This window comes from Flavobacterium branchiophilum NBRC 15030 = ATCC 35035, from assembly GCF_002217205.1.
In the GTDB taxonomy this organism is placed as follows: domain Bacteria; phylum Bacteroidota; class Bacteroidia; order Flavobacteriales; family Flavobacteriaceae; genus Flavobacterium; species Flavobacterium branchiophilum.
Window position 1 is genome coordinate 78,489 of the sequence record NZ_MUGT01000014.1, and the last position, 17,165, is coordinate 95,653.

General features: G+C 29.5%; 11 protein-coding genes and 1 tRNA gene. 9 read left to right on the forward strand and 3 right to left on the reverse strand.

Annotated features, from left to right (window positions below):
- Positions 1-463: 463 nt before the first annotated feature.
- Complete coding sequence (gene rpiB, locus B0A58_RS02175; RefSeq protein WP_089079691.1) at positions 464-895, reverse strand: ribose 5-phosphate isomerase B; 432 nt, start codon at positions 893-895, stop codon at positions 464-466.
- 810 nt (positions 896-1,705) lie between these two features.
- Here rpiB and rnr point away from each other — a divergent pair.
- From rnr to B0A58_RS16350, 4 genes are all read left to right on the forward strand, one after another.
- Positions 1,706-3,886, forward strand: coding sequence for a ribonuclease R (rnr, locus tag B0A58_RS02180; protein WP_089079692.1), 2,181 nt, complete (start codon positions 1,706-1,708; stop codon positions 3,884-3,886).
- 21 nt (positions 3,887-3,907) lie between these two features.
- Entirely contained in the window at positions 3,908-4,573 is a 666-nt protein-coding gene (locus B0A58_RS02185) for a head GIN domain-containing protein (RefSeq protein WP_089079693.1), read from the forward strand.
- 53 nt (positions 4,574-4,626) lie between these two features.
- The gene (locus B0A58_RS02190) at positions 4,627-5,301 is read left to right on the forward strand and encodes a LysE family translocator (RefSeq protein WP_014082642.1); all 675 of its coding nucleotides are present in this window, start codon (positions 4,627-4,629) and stop codon (positions 5,299-5,301) included.
- Between the two features lie 55 nt (positions 5,302-5,356).
- Positions 5,357-5,427 (forward strand) — tRNA-Cys (locus B0A58_RS16350).
- A 30-nt stretch (positions 5,428-5,457) separates the two neighbouring features.
- Here B0A58_RS16350 and folB read toward each other — a convergent pair.
- Positions 5,458-5,817: a dihydroneopterin aldolase gene (gene folB, locus B0A58_RS02195; RefSeq protein ID WP_089079694.1), complete on the reverse strand. Its 360-nt coding sequence runs from the start codon at positions 5,815-5,817 to the stop codon at positions 5,458-5,460.
- A gap of 405 nt (positions 5,818-6,222) precedes the next feature.
- Between folB and B0A58_RS02200 the strand changes: the two genes are divergently transcribed.
- Positions 6,223-8,322, forward strand: coding sequence for a glutamine--tRNA ligase/YqeY domain fusion protein (locus B0A58_RS02200; protein ID WP_089079695.1), 2,100 nt, complete (start codon positions 6,223-6,225; stop codon positions 8,320-8,322).
- 464 nt (positions 8,323-8,786) lie between these two features.
- Here the strand turns inward: B0A58_RS02200 and gltX are convergent, their stop codons facing one another.
- The gene (gene gltX / locus B0A58_RS02205; protein ID WP_089079696.1) at positions 8,787-10,298 is read right to left on the reverse strand and encodes a glutamate--tRNA ligase; all 1,512 of its coding nucleotides are present in this window, start codon (positions 10,296-10,298) and stop codon (positions 8,787-8,789) included.
- A 115-nt stretch (positions 10,299-10,413) separates the two neighbouring features.
- On the opposite strand from gltX, the gene B0A58_RS02210 reads away from it, so the two are divergent.
- From B0A58_RS02210 to B0A58_RS02225, 4 genes are all read left to right on the forward strand, one after another.
- Positions 10,414-13,779 carry a hypothetical protein gene (locus tag B0A58_RS02210; protein ID WP_089079697.1) on the forward strand — a complete coding sequence of 1,122 codons (3,366 nt, stop codon included), beginning with the start codon at positions 10,414-10,416 and terminating at the stop codon, positions 13,777-13,779.
- Between the two features lie 3 nt (positions 13,780-13,782).
- On the forward strand, positions 13,783-14,202 hold the full coding sequence (ybeY, locus tag B0A58_RS02215) for an rRNA maturation RNase YbeY (RefSeq protein WP_089079698.1): 420 nt from the start codon (positions 13,783-13,785) through the stop codon (positions 14,200-14,202).
- Positions 14,203-14,299: 97 nt separating this feature from the next.
- Positions 14,300-16,171, forward strand: a complete 1,872-nt coding sequence (mnmG, locus tag B0A58_RS02220) for a tRNA uridine-5-carboxymethylaminomethyl(34) synthesis enzyme MnmG (protein WP_089079699.1) — start codon at positions 14,300-14,302, stop codon at positions 16,169-16,171.
- A 105-nt stretch (positions 16,172-16,276) separates the two neighbouring features.
- The gene (locus B0A58_RS02225) at positions 16,277-17,125 is read left to right on the forward strand and encodes a class I SAM-dependent methyltransferase (protein WP_089079700.1); all 849 of its coding nucleotides are present in this window, start codon (positions 16,277-16,279) and stop codon (positions 17,123-17,125) included.
- Positions 17,126-17,165 lie beyond the last annotated feature (40 nt).

Sequence of the window (17,165 nt, forward strand, 5' to 3'; positions counted from 1 at the left end):
AAATATATTTGGTATAAAACAGCCCATACAATTAATTTTTTTTTGGCGTTCCCACAAGGGTCGGGCAATCCGTTGCAAACAACGTTCATTGAACTCCAAAAGAAATATCACATTGTGAAATAATTTTTTTTGATAATCACATTCAGAAACTATATTCGTGCAAAATAACACACCCTTTTGGGGGGCTGGGGGCTTCTAAATGGATTTCTACCGCTATCCCTAACGCAAAACGGGTTTAATAATAAAATTTGACTATTATTTAAAATATTTTTTATTAATATAAAATTTCATTTATATTAAATAAGTAATTAATTAGGAACTTATAAAATATTTTTTATTAATATTTTTCAAAATTTAAAACTTTGACAAAGATTATTGAGACAAATTAATACTTAATTAAACAGCATTGTAATATTAATTCAATAATAAATTTATAACATACCCATCTATTATATGCTATTTTTTAATTACAAGCTATTTTATTTACCCTATTTTGGTGTCGCCCGCCTTCAAATGAAGTTTGTAAAAAAGTGTTTACTATTTCTAAAACTTGCTCAATAGCTGTAAATCGAGCAGGAATACTCAACACATTAGCATCGTTGTGCTGGCGTGCTAGGGCCGCTATTTCTTTTGTCCAACATAGGGCTGCTCTCACTTCTTGGTGCTTATTTGCCGTCATGGCTATTCCATTGCCCGATCCGCAAATAACAATGCCAAAATCGGCTTTTTTTTGGGCTATATCCATGGCTACAGGATGTGCAAAATCTGGATAATCCACACTGTCTGCGCTGTCTGTTCCATAGTTGGTTATTTGGTGTCCTTGTGCTATTAGCATGGCTACAATGGCATTTTTATATGCTGGCCCTGCGTGGTCGTTTCCAATAGAAATATTCATCGTTGTTTGTTTATATTTTTTTGATTGGCAAATTTAAGCATTTTTTAAAATAAGTATTACTTAATATTTAAGCTATTTTATAAAGCTCGAAATTTTAATTTTTACCTTATTTGAAATTATCAATATTTATATCAAACTATCTTATATTTTTATTATATTTGAAAATGAAACCCTTTTGGTATAAAATATAATGTATTGATTATCAGTTAAATAACATGTTTATCAACAGTATTTATCATTGTTGATAAATTTTGTAATTACTTGGTTATCAATATAGCTGTTTTGAACAATGTTTGTTAATAACTTCAAATAAAATTAAAGAACTTTTTTTTGGTTTTTTATAAAATTAATGTAATCAAAAATTGAAATTTAATATCCAAATTTAGTTTTGTTATTTTTTTATTTTTTTATCAACAGTTTATTCCTATTTTTAAATAAAAAACTTATTTACATTTTAAATCCTTTTTTAGTTATCAACATAAGTGAATAATTGAATGTAATGTATTGTTTTTAAAATAATTATAAATAATAACATTGTTAATAACATCTTGATAAACTAAGTGTTTCGTAAATTCAAAACTTTTGATATAAAAGTTATACTAACAATTAACAAACCATAATAAGCACCATTTTTTATTTTAAAATTTAAAAAATCTTTTTTATTATTTAATTAATGTTGAAAACCTTTTACGTTAAAAAAATTTAAAATTTTGATTAGAATGTATTTCATAAATATTAAAACAATTATCTTTACTGAAATTTTAAGACATCGAATAGTCTTTTAAAAAAAATAATGAAGTAATTGTACCAATGACAAGAAAGAAAAAAAAGATAGGCAATAAAGACAGCCATTTTGCTGATAAAATATTAAAAATTTTAGCAAAAGAAGCTAATAAAACTTTTGATTACAAACAGTTGGCCCTCAAACTCAAATTAGATGATACGCAAGGTAGGAATCAAATTATAAAAGATTTGAAAATATTAGCTTCGCAAAAAATAATTATAGAATCTGAACCTGGTAAATATTTGATTAAAGCTGAAAGCGAAGATTATTATGAAGGTGTTATTGACATGACAGGTAGAAAAACCGCTTATTTTGTTTGTCCTGATTTAGATGATGATGTTTTTATTCAAAATAATAATTTGAATCATGCTTTAGACAAAGATACGGTAAAAGTATATGTTTATAACCGTAGAAAAGGCAAAAAACCCGAAGGCGAAGTAGTTGAAGTGATAGAAAGACACAAATCGGAGTTTGTAGGAGTGATTGAAATTCAAAAAAATTTTGCTTTTGTTACCACTGCCAACCCTAAAATGTACACTGATATTTTTATTCCAAAGGATAAAATTGGCGATGCTACTCACGGCGATGTTGTTTTAGTGCATATTGAAGATTGGCCAAAACGAGCCGATAGCCCTTTTGGTGCGGTTATTAAAGTACTTGGTAAACCTGGCGAACACAATACAGAAATTCATGCCATTTTAGCGGAATATGGTTTGCCTTCTGAATTTGATTTGGATGTAACACTATTTGCACAAAAAATAGATACTTCTATACAAGAATCTGAAATTGCTAATAGAAGAGATATGCGAGATACGCTTACTTTTACTATTGATCCAAAAGATGCCAAAGATTTTGACGATGCCTTGTCTTATAAGGTTTTAGAAAATGGTAATTTTGAAATTGGTATTCATATTGCAGATGTTTCTTATTATTTGAAAGAAAATACGATACTTGACGACGAAGCTTATCAACGAGCCACATCTGTTTATTTGGTGGATAGGGTAGTACCCATGTTGCCCGAAGTTTTAAGTAATTTTGCTTGTTCTCTTCGACCAAATGAAGAAAAATATACTTTTTCTGCTGTGTTTGAAATCAATTCACAAGCACAAGTGGTTTCAGAATGGTTTGGGAGAACTGTTATTTATTCTAATCAACGATTTGCTTATGAAGAAGCACAGTATTTAATTGAAAATCAATCAGATACTATAATACCTTCTGCTATTTCTATAACAGGAACGGCTTATGAAGTAGCACAACCCGTTATAGATGCTGTTTTGAAATTGGATACTTTGGCCAAAATTTTACGAAAAAAACGCATGGCTGATGGTGCTATTTCTTTTGATAAAGTCGAAGTTAAATTCCATTTGTCAGATGACGGCAATCCTGATGGGGTTTATTTTAAAATTTCTAAAGATGCCAACCATTTGATAGAAGAATTTATGCTTTTGGCCAATAGAAAAGTTGCTGAATTTATTGGAAAACAAAAGAAAACTTTTATTTATCGTATTCATGATGAACCCAATGAAGACAAACTTTTTGCTATGCAAGATTTAATTTCTAAATTTGGTTATAAAGTCAATTTCAAAAAAGGCGATGTTTCAAAAGCTTTAAATCAATTGATGCAAGACGTTCACGGTACAAAAGAACAAAATTTGATAGATACTTTAGCCATTCGTTCTATGAGCAAGGCCAAATATACTACTCAAAATATTGGTCATTATGGGTTAGCATTTGATTATTACAGTCATTTTACATCGCCTATAAGACGTTATCCCGATGTTATGGTACATAGATTGCTTCAATTCTATTTGGACGGCGGAAAATCTGTTGATGAGGACGAATATGAAACCAAGTGTTTGCATTGTTCTAATATGGAAAGTCTAGCTACTAATGCCGAAAGAGATAGCATCAAATATATGCAAGTCAAATATATGCAAGATCATAAAGACCAAGAATTTTTGGGCGTTATTTCAGGAGTTACAGAATTTGGAATTTATGTAGAAATTGTCGAAAATAAATGCGAAGGTATGGTTAGAACTCGAGACATCAAAGAGGATTATTATACTTTTGATGAAAAACAATATGCCCTTGTTGGTGCTTCTACAAAAGCTTTATTACAATTAGGCGATCAAATTTTTGTTAAAGTTAAAAATGCAGATTTAATTAAAAAACAATTGGATTTTACGTTTATCAAACGTTTTGAATAAAAAACATTATTTTATTGAATTATGAAAAAAATATTTATTTTATTGCTATTATCACAATCTTTATCAAGTCAGATAACCAAAAACATGGGCGATTTTAATCAATTGAAGGTTTTTGATCAATTGAATGTACAACTTATTCCATCTGATGAAAATGTTATTGAAATTCAAGGCGATAGGGCAGAGGAGGTACAATTGGTAAACAACAATGGCGAACTTAAATTGCGAATGGGTTTCAAAAAGTTGTTAAAAGGCGAGGACATCACTATTAAATTGTATTTTAAAAATCTACAATACATTGATGCTTCAGAAGGTTCTTATATCATTTGTGATGAACCTATAAAACAAACTATGTTGGATTTGAATACCAAAGAAGGTGGTGAAATAATTATGATTTTAGATGTGGAACGAGCCAAAGTTAGAGCTGTTTCAGGAGGCAAAATATCTATTTCTGGTACAACTAGTGTATTAGATGCTACTATTGGAACAGGTGGTATTTTAGATGCTCAAAAGTTTGAAACTACTCAAACCGCAGTATCTATTACTACAGGTGGCGAAGCAGCTGTTTTTGCAACAGATGTTGTAGATGCAAAGGTGAGGGCAGGAGGTACTATTACTATTTTTGGTAATCCTAAACAAGTCAATCAGAAAACGATTCTTGGCGGCAAAATTATTCAATCAAATCGATAATTTTGAGTAATTTATATTAATTCTATTATATTTGTCAGTATAAATTTTTTTTCATGATTCAAGATATTTTACTTGGTATTCCTTTAGGGTTTTTATTGGCTTTTATGATAGGCCCTGTTTTTTTTATTGTTTTAGAAACATCTGCTCTAAAGGGATTTCGTGCTGCCATGATTTTTGATTTAGGTGTAGTTTCTGCAGATATTTTTTTTATTGCTATAGCTTATTTTAGTAGTTATAGGTTAATAAATAATATCAAGGACGAACCAGCACTCTATATTTTTGGTGGTTTAATTATGATTACTTATGGCATCATTTCTTATTTAAAATTAAAAAAAGCCGATCCAGAAGAAGTTGTTGATACGGAACTTATCAAAAAAAATTATCTTAATTTATTTATTAAAGGATTTATTCTCAATTTTATAAATGTGGGGGTGCTTGGCTTTTGGTTATTGGTTTTTATTACATTTGGTCCACAATTAGAACTCAAATCTTCTCGATTGTTTTTGTTTTTTAGTTCAGTTATTATAAGTTATTTATTGGTAGATGTACTAAAAATAGTTTTAGCAAAAAAGTTAAAAAACAAAATGACTGTAAAAAATGTATTATTAATCAAAAAAATTACTAGTTTTATATTAATTATTTTTGGCATTACAATCATGCTACAAGGCTGGTTTCCAAGTGATCAGAAATTAGTTAAAAATGCTTTAGAAAAAATTGAACCAAAGTAGATAATTTTATTTTTTTAATTCAAAATAATTAGTACATTTGCAGTCTATTATTCAAGGCGTCGTGGCCGAGCGGCTAGGCTGGGCTCTGCAAAAGCTCCTACTCCGGTTCGAATCCGGACGATGCCTCTAAAAACCTCTCTTTTTGGGAGGTTTTTTTTATTCTCTATATTCTTCCATTACAATGGTTACAGCTGCCACATCGCCACCAATAGGTGGATTCAATTTGGATACTGCTACTTTTACTCTTGATACAGCTGCCGATTCCTTAAAAATTCTCTTAATAATTCTATGTGCCACATGTTCTAATAATGCTGCTCTAATTGCCATTTCTTCTACTACAATTTTGTTTAATAATACATAATCAACTGTATCAGACAATAAATCACTTTCTGCAGAAATACGTAAATCTGTTTTTATTTCTAAATCTATTTTATAATTTGATCCTATTTTTGATTCTTCAATTAAACATCCATGATAGGAAAAAGTTCTTATATTTTCTAATTTTATTATACCCATTTTTTATTTTTATTTACTTTGTTTTTATTGTGGATAATCTCACGTGATGACATAAATACTTTATATTTTATCTTTTTTATTTATCGAAAAATAAATAAAATATAAAATTTTCAAAGCTACAATTTTTCATAATCTTCTAATTTTTTTTAAAAATCGTTTTTTCACTAATTCTTGTTCTCTTAAATGTCCTTCCTATTTGCTTTTTTTTATTTAAGATAATTCTTGTATATTATATAATAATGCTTCAAATAGTCATTAATTTCATGTGGAATTATTTCCTGTTTATAACTTATTAATCATTGATAATATGTTGTCTTTACAAATTTACAAATATTTTCATTATCATTCTGTTATCCTCTTTACTTCTATCCTTTTTTTTTATCTTTGCTAAAATAATTATTTTTTATGTCAGTAGAACCAAAATCTCTTCATTTTATAGAACAAATTATCGAGGACAACCTTCAAAATGGTTTTTCTCAAAATCAGTTACGTTTTAGATTTCCACCAGAACCTAATGGTTATCTTCATATTGGACATGCTAAATCAATTTGTTTGAACTTCGGTTTAGGCATCAAATACCAGGCTCCAGTCAATTTACGTTTTGATGATACCAACCCAGCAAAAGAAGAACAAGAATATGTAGATGCCATCAAAAAAGATTTGCAATGGCTTGGTTTTCAATGGGATAAAGAGTGTTATGCTTCTGATTATTTCCAACAATTATATGATTGGGCTGTTATATTAATTCAAAAAGGTAAAGCTTATATCGATTCTCAATCTGCTGAAGTGATTGCCTCTCAAAAAGGAACTCCAACACAACCTGGCACCGATAGTCCTTTCCGTAATCGTTCTGTCGAAGACAATTTGACTTTATTTGAAGCCATGAAAAGAGGAGATTTCCCCGAAGGCAGTCATGTTTTACGTGCAAAAATTGATATGTCATCTTCCAATATGCTCATGCGTGATCCTTTGATGTACAGAATTTTACACAGACACCATCACCGAACAGCAGATGAATGGAAAATTTATCCTATGTACGATTTTGCTCATGGTCAATCTGATTATATAGAGCAAATATCTCATTCTATTTGTACTTTAGAGTTTGTTATGCACAGGGAGTTGTATAATTGGTTTTTAGATCAAATTTATGACAATACTTTAGTGCATCCTAATCAGTATGAGTTTGCACGTTTGAATTTGAACTATACTGTAATGAGTAAACGTAAATTATTACAATTAGTTCAAGATCAAATTGTTACAGGTTGGGACGATCCACGTATGCCTACTATTTCTGGTTTGCGTCGTCGTGGTTATACTGCAGCTGCTATTCGTAATTTTTGTGATAAAATTGGTGTTGCAAAACGTGAAAATATTATCGATATTTCCTTATTGGATTTTTGTTTACGTGAGGATTTGAATAAAACAGCACCTCGTGTGATGGCTGTTTTAGATCCTATAAAAGTCATTATTACTAATTATCCAGATGACCATGTGGAATGGCTTGAGGCCGAAAATAACCCTGAAGATGTTACTGCTGGTTTCAGAACTTTACCTTTTTCTAAAGAAATTTTTATTGAAAGGGAAGATTTTTTAGAAGTTGCTCCACCTAAATTTTTCAGATTAAGTTTAACTACCGAAGTACGTTTGAAAAATGCTTATATTATTAAAGCTCAATCTGTTAGTAAAGATGAACATGGTAAAATTACTACTATTTTTGCTACTTATGACAATGATTCTTTAAGTGGTAGCGGTTCTGAAGCTAGTAAACGAAAAGTAGCTGGAACTTTGCATTGGGTTTCTGTTGCTCACGCTATAGAGTCAGAAGTTCGTTTATATGACCGTTTATTTTTAGACGAAGCTCCTGATAGTCATAAAGAAAAAAATTTCTTTTCGTTTATTAATCAAAAATCTTTACAAATAGTTACTGCTTATGTTGAACCTAGTTTACAAAATGTAGAAGCGGGACAACATTTTCAATTTCAACGTTTAGGGTATTTTGTTGTAGATACTGATGTAACTACCTCTAAATTAGTATTTAACAAAACTGTTGGGCTCAAAGATTCCTGGGAAGAAAAAGGTAAATTGGATGCAAATTTATTGATGAATACTCAAAAAGAAATTAATAAGTATGTTAAAGAACAAAATCATATTAATGCACAAATTTTTTTAGATATTATCATTAAAAATATTCAAAGTATTGAGAATTTTTCTCTTTTACATCAAAATATTATCAAAAATATAAAAAATGATAACAATGCTTTATTATTTTCAAATTTAATATTTTTACATTCTAATGTACTTACTATTTCTGATATTGAAAATGATCAAATTGATAAATTAATTTCGATGTCTTTAAAATCTAATGTATATGTTGTTCGTTTGTATGCTTTAAAAGTTTTATCAAAATTTGCATTAATTTTCAAATATCAAAATGAAATTAATCAATTGGCCTCTATCGAAAAAAATGATATTGTTTTGAATTTTATTCATGATATAAAAATTTAATTATCTTTATTATTATTATAAATAATAATGATAATTAATATTTACTATTTTTTTTGTAATTTTTATAAATTTTATTTATATAAAACAACACTATTATTTTAATTTTAATCTATTTATTTTTGTTAGTGTTATATTTTATTGTTTTTTATAAATTAGTGGCTTAAATTAACTATAATGAAAAGAGACTCTTTTGAGTCTCTTTTTTTTTAAGTAAATATTCATTTTTTTTTATTTATTATTTTTTATTATATAGTTTTAATATTTTATCAATAATTTCTATAATAAATATTATTTATTGTAATTTAGTAATATATCAGTATAATTTATAAATATTCAAGCATTTTAATTACTTTTAAAGCCTTTTTAATTTTTAATTGAAATAGTTTACCTTTTAATTTTTTAAATGTCTTAAATGCAACTTATTGTATTTTCATTTTCTAAATTTAATAATTTTCTTAATATATTTAAATTTTTAAAGTATTTATTGCTAATTCAATTCTTCGGATTGTTTCCTCTTTTCCAATTATAGCTGCAATATCAAAAAGATGTATTCCTTTCAAATCTCCAACCAAACACAAGCGAAATGGTTGCATAATTTTTCCTATTCCGATTTCATTGCTTGTCATCCAGTTTTTTATTTTAGTTTCTATTACTTCCGATTCAAAAATTTCAATTTTATTTAATTCATTTATCAAATCCACCATCAATTTTGATGTATCAGCTTTCCAATTTTTCAATGCCTTTTCTTGGTAATGTTTTGGAGCTTCAAAAAAATAATCTGTCAAAGCTTCAAAATCATTTACAAAATAAGCGCGCTCTTTAGTTAATGAAATTATTTTTATTAATTTTTCATTTTCAATACTGATATTTTTTGATGCTAGGGTAGGGGCAAACCATTTTGCTAAATCTTCCTCTTTTTGTTTTTGAAGGTATTGATGATTGAACCATTTGTTTTTTTCTGGATCAAATTTGGCTCCCGATTTATGAATTCTTTTCAAATCAAAATTAGCAGCTAATTCCTCCAATGTAAAAAGCTCCTTTTCTGTACCATCATTCCAACCTAGTAATGCCAAAAAGTTGATTACTGCTTCAGGAAAATATCCGTTTTCTTTATAACCACTCGAAATTCCTTCTGCTGTTTTCCATTCTAACGGAAATACTGGAAACCCCATTTTATCTCCATCTCTTTTGGATAATTTTCCATTTCCAATAGGTTTTAAAATTAATGGTAAATGTGCAAATTGTGGTGCATCCCATCCAAAAGCTTCATATAACATAACGTGTAACGGCATCGATGGTAACCATTCTTCTCCTCTTATCACGTGAGTTGTTTCCATTAAATGATCGTCAACTATATTTGCCAAATGGTACGTAGGCATTCCATCACTTTTGTATAATACTTTATCATCCAATAAGTTAGTATCAAATTTTACTGATCCTCTAATCATATCTTCTAATACTAATACTTTATTTGAAGGTGTTTTAAAACGTATTACATAAGGCGTTCCTTTTTCAATTCTCAATTGAACCGTTTCTTTTGATAATTGTAACGAGTTATCTAATTGTGCTCTATTTTCTTGATTATATATAAAAGTTTTGCCAGCTGTTTCATATTCCTTTCTGTACTTTTCTAAATCTTCAGTAGTGTCAAATGCGTAATAGGCAGCACCATTATCTATTAAAATTTGAATATATTTTTCATAAATTGCCTTTCTTTCTGATTGTCTGTAAGGTCCAAATTTTTCATTTTTACCTATTGTTTCATCAGGTGCAATGCCTAACCATTCCAATGCTTCAAAAATATATTGTTCTGCTCCAGCTACAAATCTGTTTTGGTCTGTATCTTCTATTCTTATATAAAAGATACCATTATTTTTTTTAGCAAATAAATAATTAAATAAGGCAGTTCTTACGCCTCCAATATGCAAAGGTCCTGTCGGACTTGGTGCAAATCGCACTCGTACTTGTTTTGACATTTCTTTTTTTTTTCTTTGCAAATATACAATTCCTTTTCATTGTTAATATTTTAAATAATATTATTATTTTTACTTTATAATTATTACTTTTATCGGTTATTATAAACATGTTATTTTGGAAAATAATGTTCAATTAATTTTCGATAAATTAGAACTTTTTATTAAAAAATTCTATACTAATGAATTGCTACGAGGCAGTATTTTTTTCGTAGGAATAGGACTTTTATATTTTTTATTTACATTGATAATCGAATCTTTTTTTTGGTTATCCCCTTTTTTTCGTGCTATTTTATTTTGGTTATTCCTTTTTGTCGAACTTTTATTGTTACTTCGCTTCCTATTTTTCCCTTTATTTAAGCTATTCAAACTTCAAAAAGGTATTGATTATATTGCTGCTTCTTCCATTATTGGAACTCATTTTACTGATGTCGATGATAAATTATTGAATTTTTTACAACTCTCTCAAGATACTACACAATCTGATTTATTGTTAGCTGCAATACATCAACGTGCCCTTTCACTTAAACCTTTTAATTTTTCTAATGCTATTCACTTTTCTAAAAATAAAAAGTTCATTCCTTTAGTTTTATTACCTATTTTACTTTTTATTTTCTTTTATATTAGTGGTCATGGTGTTTTATTAACACAAAGTTTCAATAGGGTAGTGCATTTCAATACCCCTTTTTCGCCACCAGCACCTTATCAATTTATTATTCAAAATGCTTCTTTACAAACCCAACAGCACGAGAATTTTACTTTAAAAGTTAAAACTTTAGGATCTGTTATACCAGATAATATTAGTATTTTAATTGAAAATGAAACCTATTTTTTAGAAAAATCGAATCAAAATGAATTTTATTTTACATTTGATAATCCTTCTAAATCTCTTTCATTTCAATTGAGTTCTAATCAAGTTCTTTCTCCTCTTTATCATTTAGAAGTATTAACGGTACCTACTATTTCTAATTTTAATATGTTTGTACAGTTTCCTGCTTATTTGAATAAGAAACCGCAATCAATATCTGGTACAGGTAATGCCATCATTCCTGAAGGGGCAACAATTACTTGGTCTTTACAAACAATAGCTACTCAACACATTACTTGGTTTGATGGTGTATATAATAGCCCTTTTTTACATGAAAATAATTCTTTTAAATTAAGTAAAATTATTACTCAAAATACAGATTATCAGATATTCACATCAAATAATAAACTTAAAAATTTTGAAAAATTAAGTTATCAAATTGCAGTAATAAAAGACCAATTTCCAACAATGAATGTCTCACAAGTACCTGATTCATTACATATTAATAAACCTTATGTAGTTGGTCAAATTGCAGATGATTATGGTTTATCAAAACTACAAATTGTATATTATCCCATTGGTCAAAATCAAAAGGCTACACGTGGAACAATAGCCATACAAAACAAGCTTGTTGATCAATTTGTATTTGCTTTTCCAAGTAATCTTCCTGTTCAAGCTGGTATTACGTATGAATATTATTTTGAAGTTTTTGACAATGATGCACCACATCATTTCAAATCTACAAAGTCTGATGTTTTTTCAAATACTATTCATACTGCATCTGAATTGAAAGTCCAACAATTACAACAACAAAACAATACTATTAACAGTCTTTCAAAATCTTTACTTTCACAAAACAAACAACTTTCTGAACTAGATAAAATTCAAAAATTGAATAAAGAAAAGGATATTCTTGATTTTAAAGACAAACAAAAGATTGATAATTTTATAAAAAATCAACTCAAACAAGATGAAATGATGCGTGAGTTTACTGAAAAATTGAAATCTAATTTACAACAAAATCAGGATGCTAAACAAGATAAAATTAAAGATGAATTATTGAAACGCTTGGATAACTCCCAAAAAGACGTTGATAAAAACAAACAACTTTTAGAGGAATTAAAACAACTTAATAATAAATTAGAGCAAGAGGATTTACTTCAAAAATTAGATCAATTTAAACAGAATTCAAAAAACCAAACAAAAACTTTAGAGCAATTGGTAGCTTTAACCAAAAAGTTTTATGTAGAAAAAAAGGCAGAACAAATAGCGGATCAATTGAACGATTTATCTAATAAACAAGATAAATTAGCACAAGATGATAAACAAAATGCTGCTGATAAACAAGAGGCTATCAATAAAGATTTTGATAAAATTAAAAACGAATTAGATCAATTAGATAAGGAAAACCAACAATTAAAATCGCCACTTGATCTTCCAAATCAAGAGGAGGAACAACAAAGTGTGTCTGATGATTTACAAAAAGCTAAAGAAGCATTGCAAAAAAATAATAAAGAGAAAGCTAAACCCAAACAAAAAGATGCTGCAAAGAAAATGAAAGAGATGAGTCAAAAAATGTCTCAACAAATGGATGCTGGCGAGCAAGAACAATTGGAAGAAGATATTAAAGTTTTAAGACAAATTTTGGATAATCTTCTAACATTTTCATTTGCTCAAGAAGAGGTTATGAAAGATTTTCGTGGATTGAAATCAAATGCTATTGCTTTTAATAAAAATTTAAAACTACAACAAAACCTAAAAATTCAATTTAAACATATAGATGATAGTTTGTTTGCTTTCTCTTTAAGAAATGCTCGACTAACTGAAAAAGTTACAAAAGAAGTTGGTAATATAGCTTATTCTCTTGATAAGTCAATTACACATTTAGTTGAAGCACAGGTTTATCAAGCAGTTTCAGACCAGCATTATACCATTTCAAGTGCTAATATTCTTGCCAATATGTTGGCCTCTATGTTAAATAATATGCAAATGGATATGAATGGGGCTGGAAAAGGCTCCTCTAAATCTGGTAAAGGGTCCAGTTCTGGTATGCAATTGCCAGACATTATTAAGAAACAAGAACAAATTGGCGATAAGATAAAAAAACAGCAAAGCAAAGGCAAGCAACCTGGTGGCGAAACTGGATCAAAACCTGGAAATGGTGCTCAAGGTCAATCAGGTTCTGAAGGTCAGCAAGGTGAAGGATCTTCTGGAAAGAACGGAAATAACAATGATAGTAAAGGTAGTTCACAAAATGGATCTATTGGTGAATCTGACGCTGAAGCGATTATGCAAATTTATAAAGAACAGCAACTTTTACGTGATGCTTTACAGCAACAATTGGATAAAAATGGAGTAGGAGGTAGTGGTCAAAATGCTATTAATCAAATGAAAGATATCGAAAAACAATTATTAAATAAAGGATTTAAAAACAATATACTTGAATCTATTAAAAATATAAAGCAAGAACTTTTAAAATTGGATAAAGCCATACAAGAACAAGGTGAAGAAGAACAACGACAATCTCAAACTAATACAAAGCCGTTTGTTCCAAATCAATCGACTTTACCTATTCAAGTGCAACAATACATCAAAAGTATTGAATTATTAACACGTCAAAACATTCCCTTTCAAACAGAGTTTCATCAAAGGGTACAACACTATTTTAAACCATAAATTATGATTGAATTTAATTACGAAACCGATTTTTCATTAGAGAACGAATTGGTTATTTCCCAATGGATCACACAAGTTATTGAATCTGAAAATAAAACTTTAGGTGAAATAAACTTTATTTTTTGCGATGATGAATATCTTTTAGACATCAATAGAACACACTTACAACACGATTATTATACAGATATTATTAGTTTTGATTATACGTTTGGCAACGAAATTGCTGGTGATTTTTTTATAAGTATTGATAGAGTTCGTGAAAATGCTTTGGAATATCTGGAAACTTTAGCTAACGAATTGATTCGTGTTATGGTTCATGGTATTTTACATTGTTGTGGCTATAATGATAAATCTCCCGATGACGAAGTTATCATGCGTTCAAAAGAAGACGAAAAACTTGCATTGTTTCACGTGGAACAATAGTTTTATTAGTTGTAAAAATTTGTTCCACGTGGAACAAATAAGTGTTTACTATAAAATTTTTAATAATGTTCCACGTGGAACAATTAATATATAAAAAATGTTTCAAGAAGTTTACGATGTTATTGTAGTAGGTGGTGGACATGCGGGCTGTGAAGCCGCTGCAGCGGCTGCAAATTTAGGTTCCAAAACTCTATTGATTACGATGAGTTTACAAAATATTGCTCAAATGTCCTGTAATCCTGCTATGGGTGGTATTGCAAAAGGACAAATTGTTCGTGAAATAGATGCACTTGGTGGTTACTCTGGTATTGTGTCTGACTTGACTGCTATCCAATTCAAAATGCTGAATAAATCTAAAGGACCTGCCATGTGGTCTCCTCGTGTTCAATCTGACCGAATGAGGTTTGCAGAAGAATGGCGTTTGATGCTCGAAAGAACTCCTAATCTTGATTTTTATCAAGATATGGCAACAGGTTTGGTTTTTGAAAATGGTACCGTTGTGGGTGTACAATCTTCTTTAGGGTCTATAATTAAAACCAAATCGGTTGTACTTACTAATGGTACTTTTTTAAATGGTTTAATACATATTGGCGAAAAACAATTTGGTGGGGGTAGGGCTGGAGAACGTGCTGCTTTTGGTATTACGGAAGATTTAGTAAAAGTTGGTTTCCAATCTGGTAGAATGAAAACGGGAACTCCTCCTAGGGTAGATGGTCGGTCTTTGGATTATTCCAAAATGAACGAAGAAAAAGGGGATGCTATTCCCGATAAATTTTCCTATTCTAATCTAACCAAACCGCTTGCTATTCAAAAATCGTGTTACATGACTTATACTTCAAACGAGGTACATGATATTTTACGTGAAGGTTTTGATAGATCGCCAATGTTTAATGGAAGTATTAAAAGTCTTGGCCCCCGATATTGTCCTTCTATCGAAGATAAAATCAATCGTTTTGCAGACAAAGAAAGGCATCAATTATTTATCGAACCCGAAGGATGGCATACTGTTGAAGTTTATGTAAATGGTTTTTCTACATCATTACCCGAAGATATTCAATTTAAAGCCCTACGTTCTGTTGTTGGTTTTGAAAAAGTTAAATTTTTTCGCCCTGGATATGCTATTGAATATGATTATTTTCCACCCACACAACTCAAACATACACTAGAAACTAAATTAATTTCTGGTTTGTTTTTTGCTGGTCAAATCAACGGGACTACGGGTTATGAAGAAGCTGCTTCTCAAGGTTTGATGGCCGGAATTAATGCCGCTCTCAAAGTACAAAATAGAGATCCTTTTGTCCTAAAAAGAGATGAAGCTTATATTGGGGTTCTTATAGACGATTTAATTACAAAAGGCACTGAAGAGCCTTATCGTATGTTTACTTCTCGTGCTGAATATAGAACATTGCTTCGTCAAGATAATGCAGATTTTCGATTGACTCCAAAAGGGCATGCTATTGGTTTGGCATCTGATGAAAGAATGAAACGAATGGAATACAAATTTCTTGAATCTGAAAAAATGGTTCAATTTTTTAAAGAGACCTCTGTAACAGTTGCTGAAATTAATCCTATTTTAGAAGCTAAAGCTTCTGCTACTATTTCTCAAAGTGATAAATTATTTAAAATATTTTCACGCCCCCAAATGGAATTATCCGATATGCAACAATTATCCAAAGTGCAATCGTATATTGAAACACATCAATTGGATACAGAAATTTTAGAACAAGCAGCCATTCAAGTCAAATACTCTGGCTATATTGAAAAAGAACGAAACAACGCTGATAAATTGACAAGGTTAGAAGATTTAAAAATTCCTGAACATTTTGATTATGACAAAATCAAATCGCTTTCTATCGAAGCCCGACAAAAATTAAACAAAATCAAACCTGTAACGGTTTCTCAAGCTTCTCGAATTAGTGGTGTTTCACCTAGTGATATTTCCGTTTTATTAATTCATATTGGAAGATGATATTGATTTAATATATAATGTTCCACGTGAAACTATACCGTGAAGCCTTGTATTGACTAGCTTTTTATAAAATAACAGAATATATAATACATAAAAAACATAATAATGGACATTTCAAAACATAAACATTTTTTAACAACTAAGGATTATTCGGTATCTCAAGAAACTTTTGAATTGTATCATGATCAAATGTTAGATATGCTGATTACATATCCTCAACCTGAATTAGATGTTTTGGATAAATACTACGAAAGCGAAGACTATATCTCTCATACCGATGCTAAAAGATCTTTGTTTGAAAAAGCATATCATGTTGTAAAAGGTATTGCTCTCAAAAACAAACTCTCTATCATTAATAATAATCAAAAACAAAAAGGAATGATTCTCGATATTGGTGCTGGAACTGGCGATTTTTTATTTGTTGCTCAACAAAATGGCTGGAAAACAGTAGGAGTAGAGCCAAACGAAAAAGCCAAAACAATAGCAAAAGCCAAAGGAGTACCTTTTGTTGATACTACCAATGAATTATCATCAGCATCTTTTGATGTAATTACGATGTGGCACGTGTTAGAACACGTGCCTGATTTGGAAAAACAAATTGTGGAACTCAAAAGATTACTCAAACCTACAGGTACATTGATTATTGCTGTACCCAATTTTAAATCGTATGATGCCCATTATTACAAACAATTTTGGGCTGCTTTTGATGTTCCTATTCATTTTTGGCATTTTTCAAAAACGGCAATTCGAAAAATATTTTCTAAATACGATTTCAAATTACAATCTGTTTTACCAATGAAGTTTGATGCTTTTTATGTAGCCCTACTTTCTGAAAAATACCAATCTGGAAAAATGAATTTTATCAAAGCTTCCTGGATTGGTTTGAAATCCAATAGGAAAGCAAAATCCTCTGGCGAATATTCTTCTCATATTTATATTTTAAATAAAATTTAAAATAATACCAAATATATTTATAAAATAGACCAAAGATGCG

Excerpts from the sequence above, each read along its gene's own strand:
- rpiB (WP_089079691.1), bottom strand. The coding sequence starts at position 895 with ATGAATATTTCTATTGGAAACGACCACGCAGGGCCAGCATATAAAAAT.
- rnr (WP_089079692.1), top strand. The coding sequence starts at position 1,706 with ATGACAAGAAAGAAAAAAAAGATAGGCAATAAAGACAGCCATTTTGCT.
- B0A58_RS02185 (WP_089079693.1), top strand. The coding sequence starts at position 3,908 with ATGAAAAAAATATTTATTTTATTGCTATTATCACAATCTTTATCAAGT.
- B0A58_RS02190 (WP_014082642.1), top strand. The coding sequence starts at position 4,627 with ATGATTCAAGATATTTTACTTGGTATTCCTTTAGGGTTTTTATTGGCT.
- folB (WP_089079694.1), bottom strand. The coding sequence starts at position 5,817 with ATGGGTATAATAAAATTAGAAAATATAAGAACTTTTTCCTATCATGGA.
- B0A58_RS02200 (WP_089079695.1), top strand. The coding sequence starts at position 6,223 with ATGTCAGTAGAACCAAAATCTCTTCATTTTATAGAACAAATTATCGAG.
- gltX (WP_089079696.1), bottom strand. The coding sequence starts at position 10,298 with ATGTCAAAACAAGTACGAGTGCGATTTGCACCAAGTCCGACAGGACCT.
- ybeY (WP_089079698.1), top strand. The coding sequence starts at position 13,783 with ATGATTGAATTTAATTACGAAACCGATTTTTCATTAGAGAACGAATTG.
- mnmG (WP_089079699.1), top strand. The coding sequence starts at position 14,300 with ATGTTTCAAGAAGTTTACGATGTTATTGTAGTAGGTGGTGGACATGCG.
- B0A58_RS02225 (WP_089079700.1), top strand. The coding sequence starts at position 16,277 with ATGGACATTTCAAAACATAAACATTTTTTAACAACTAAGGATTATTCG.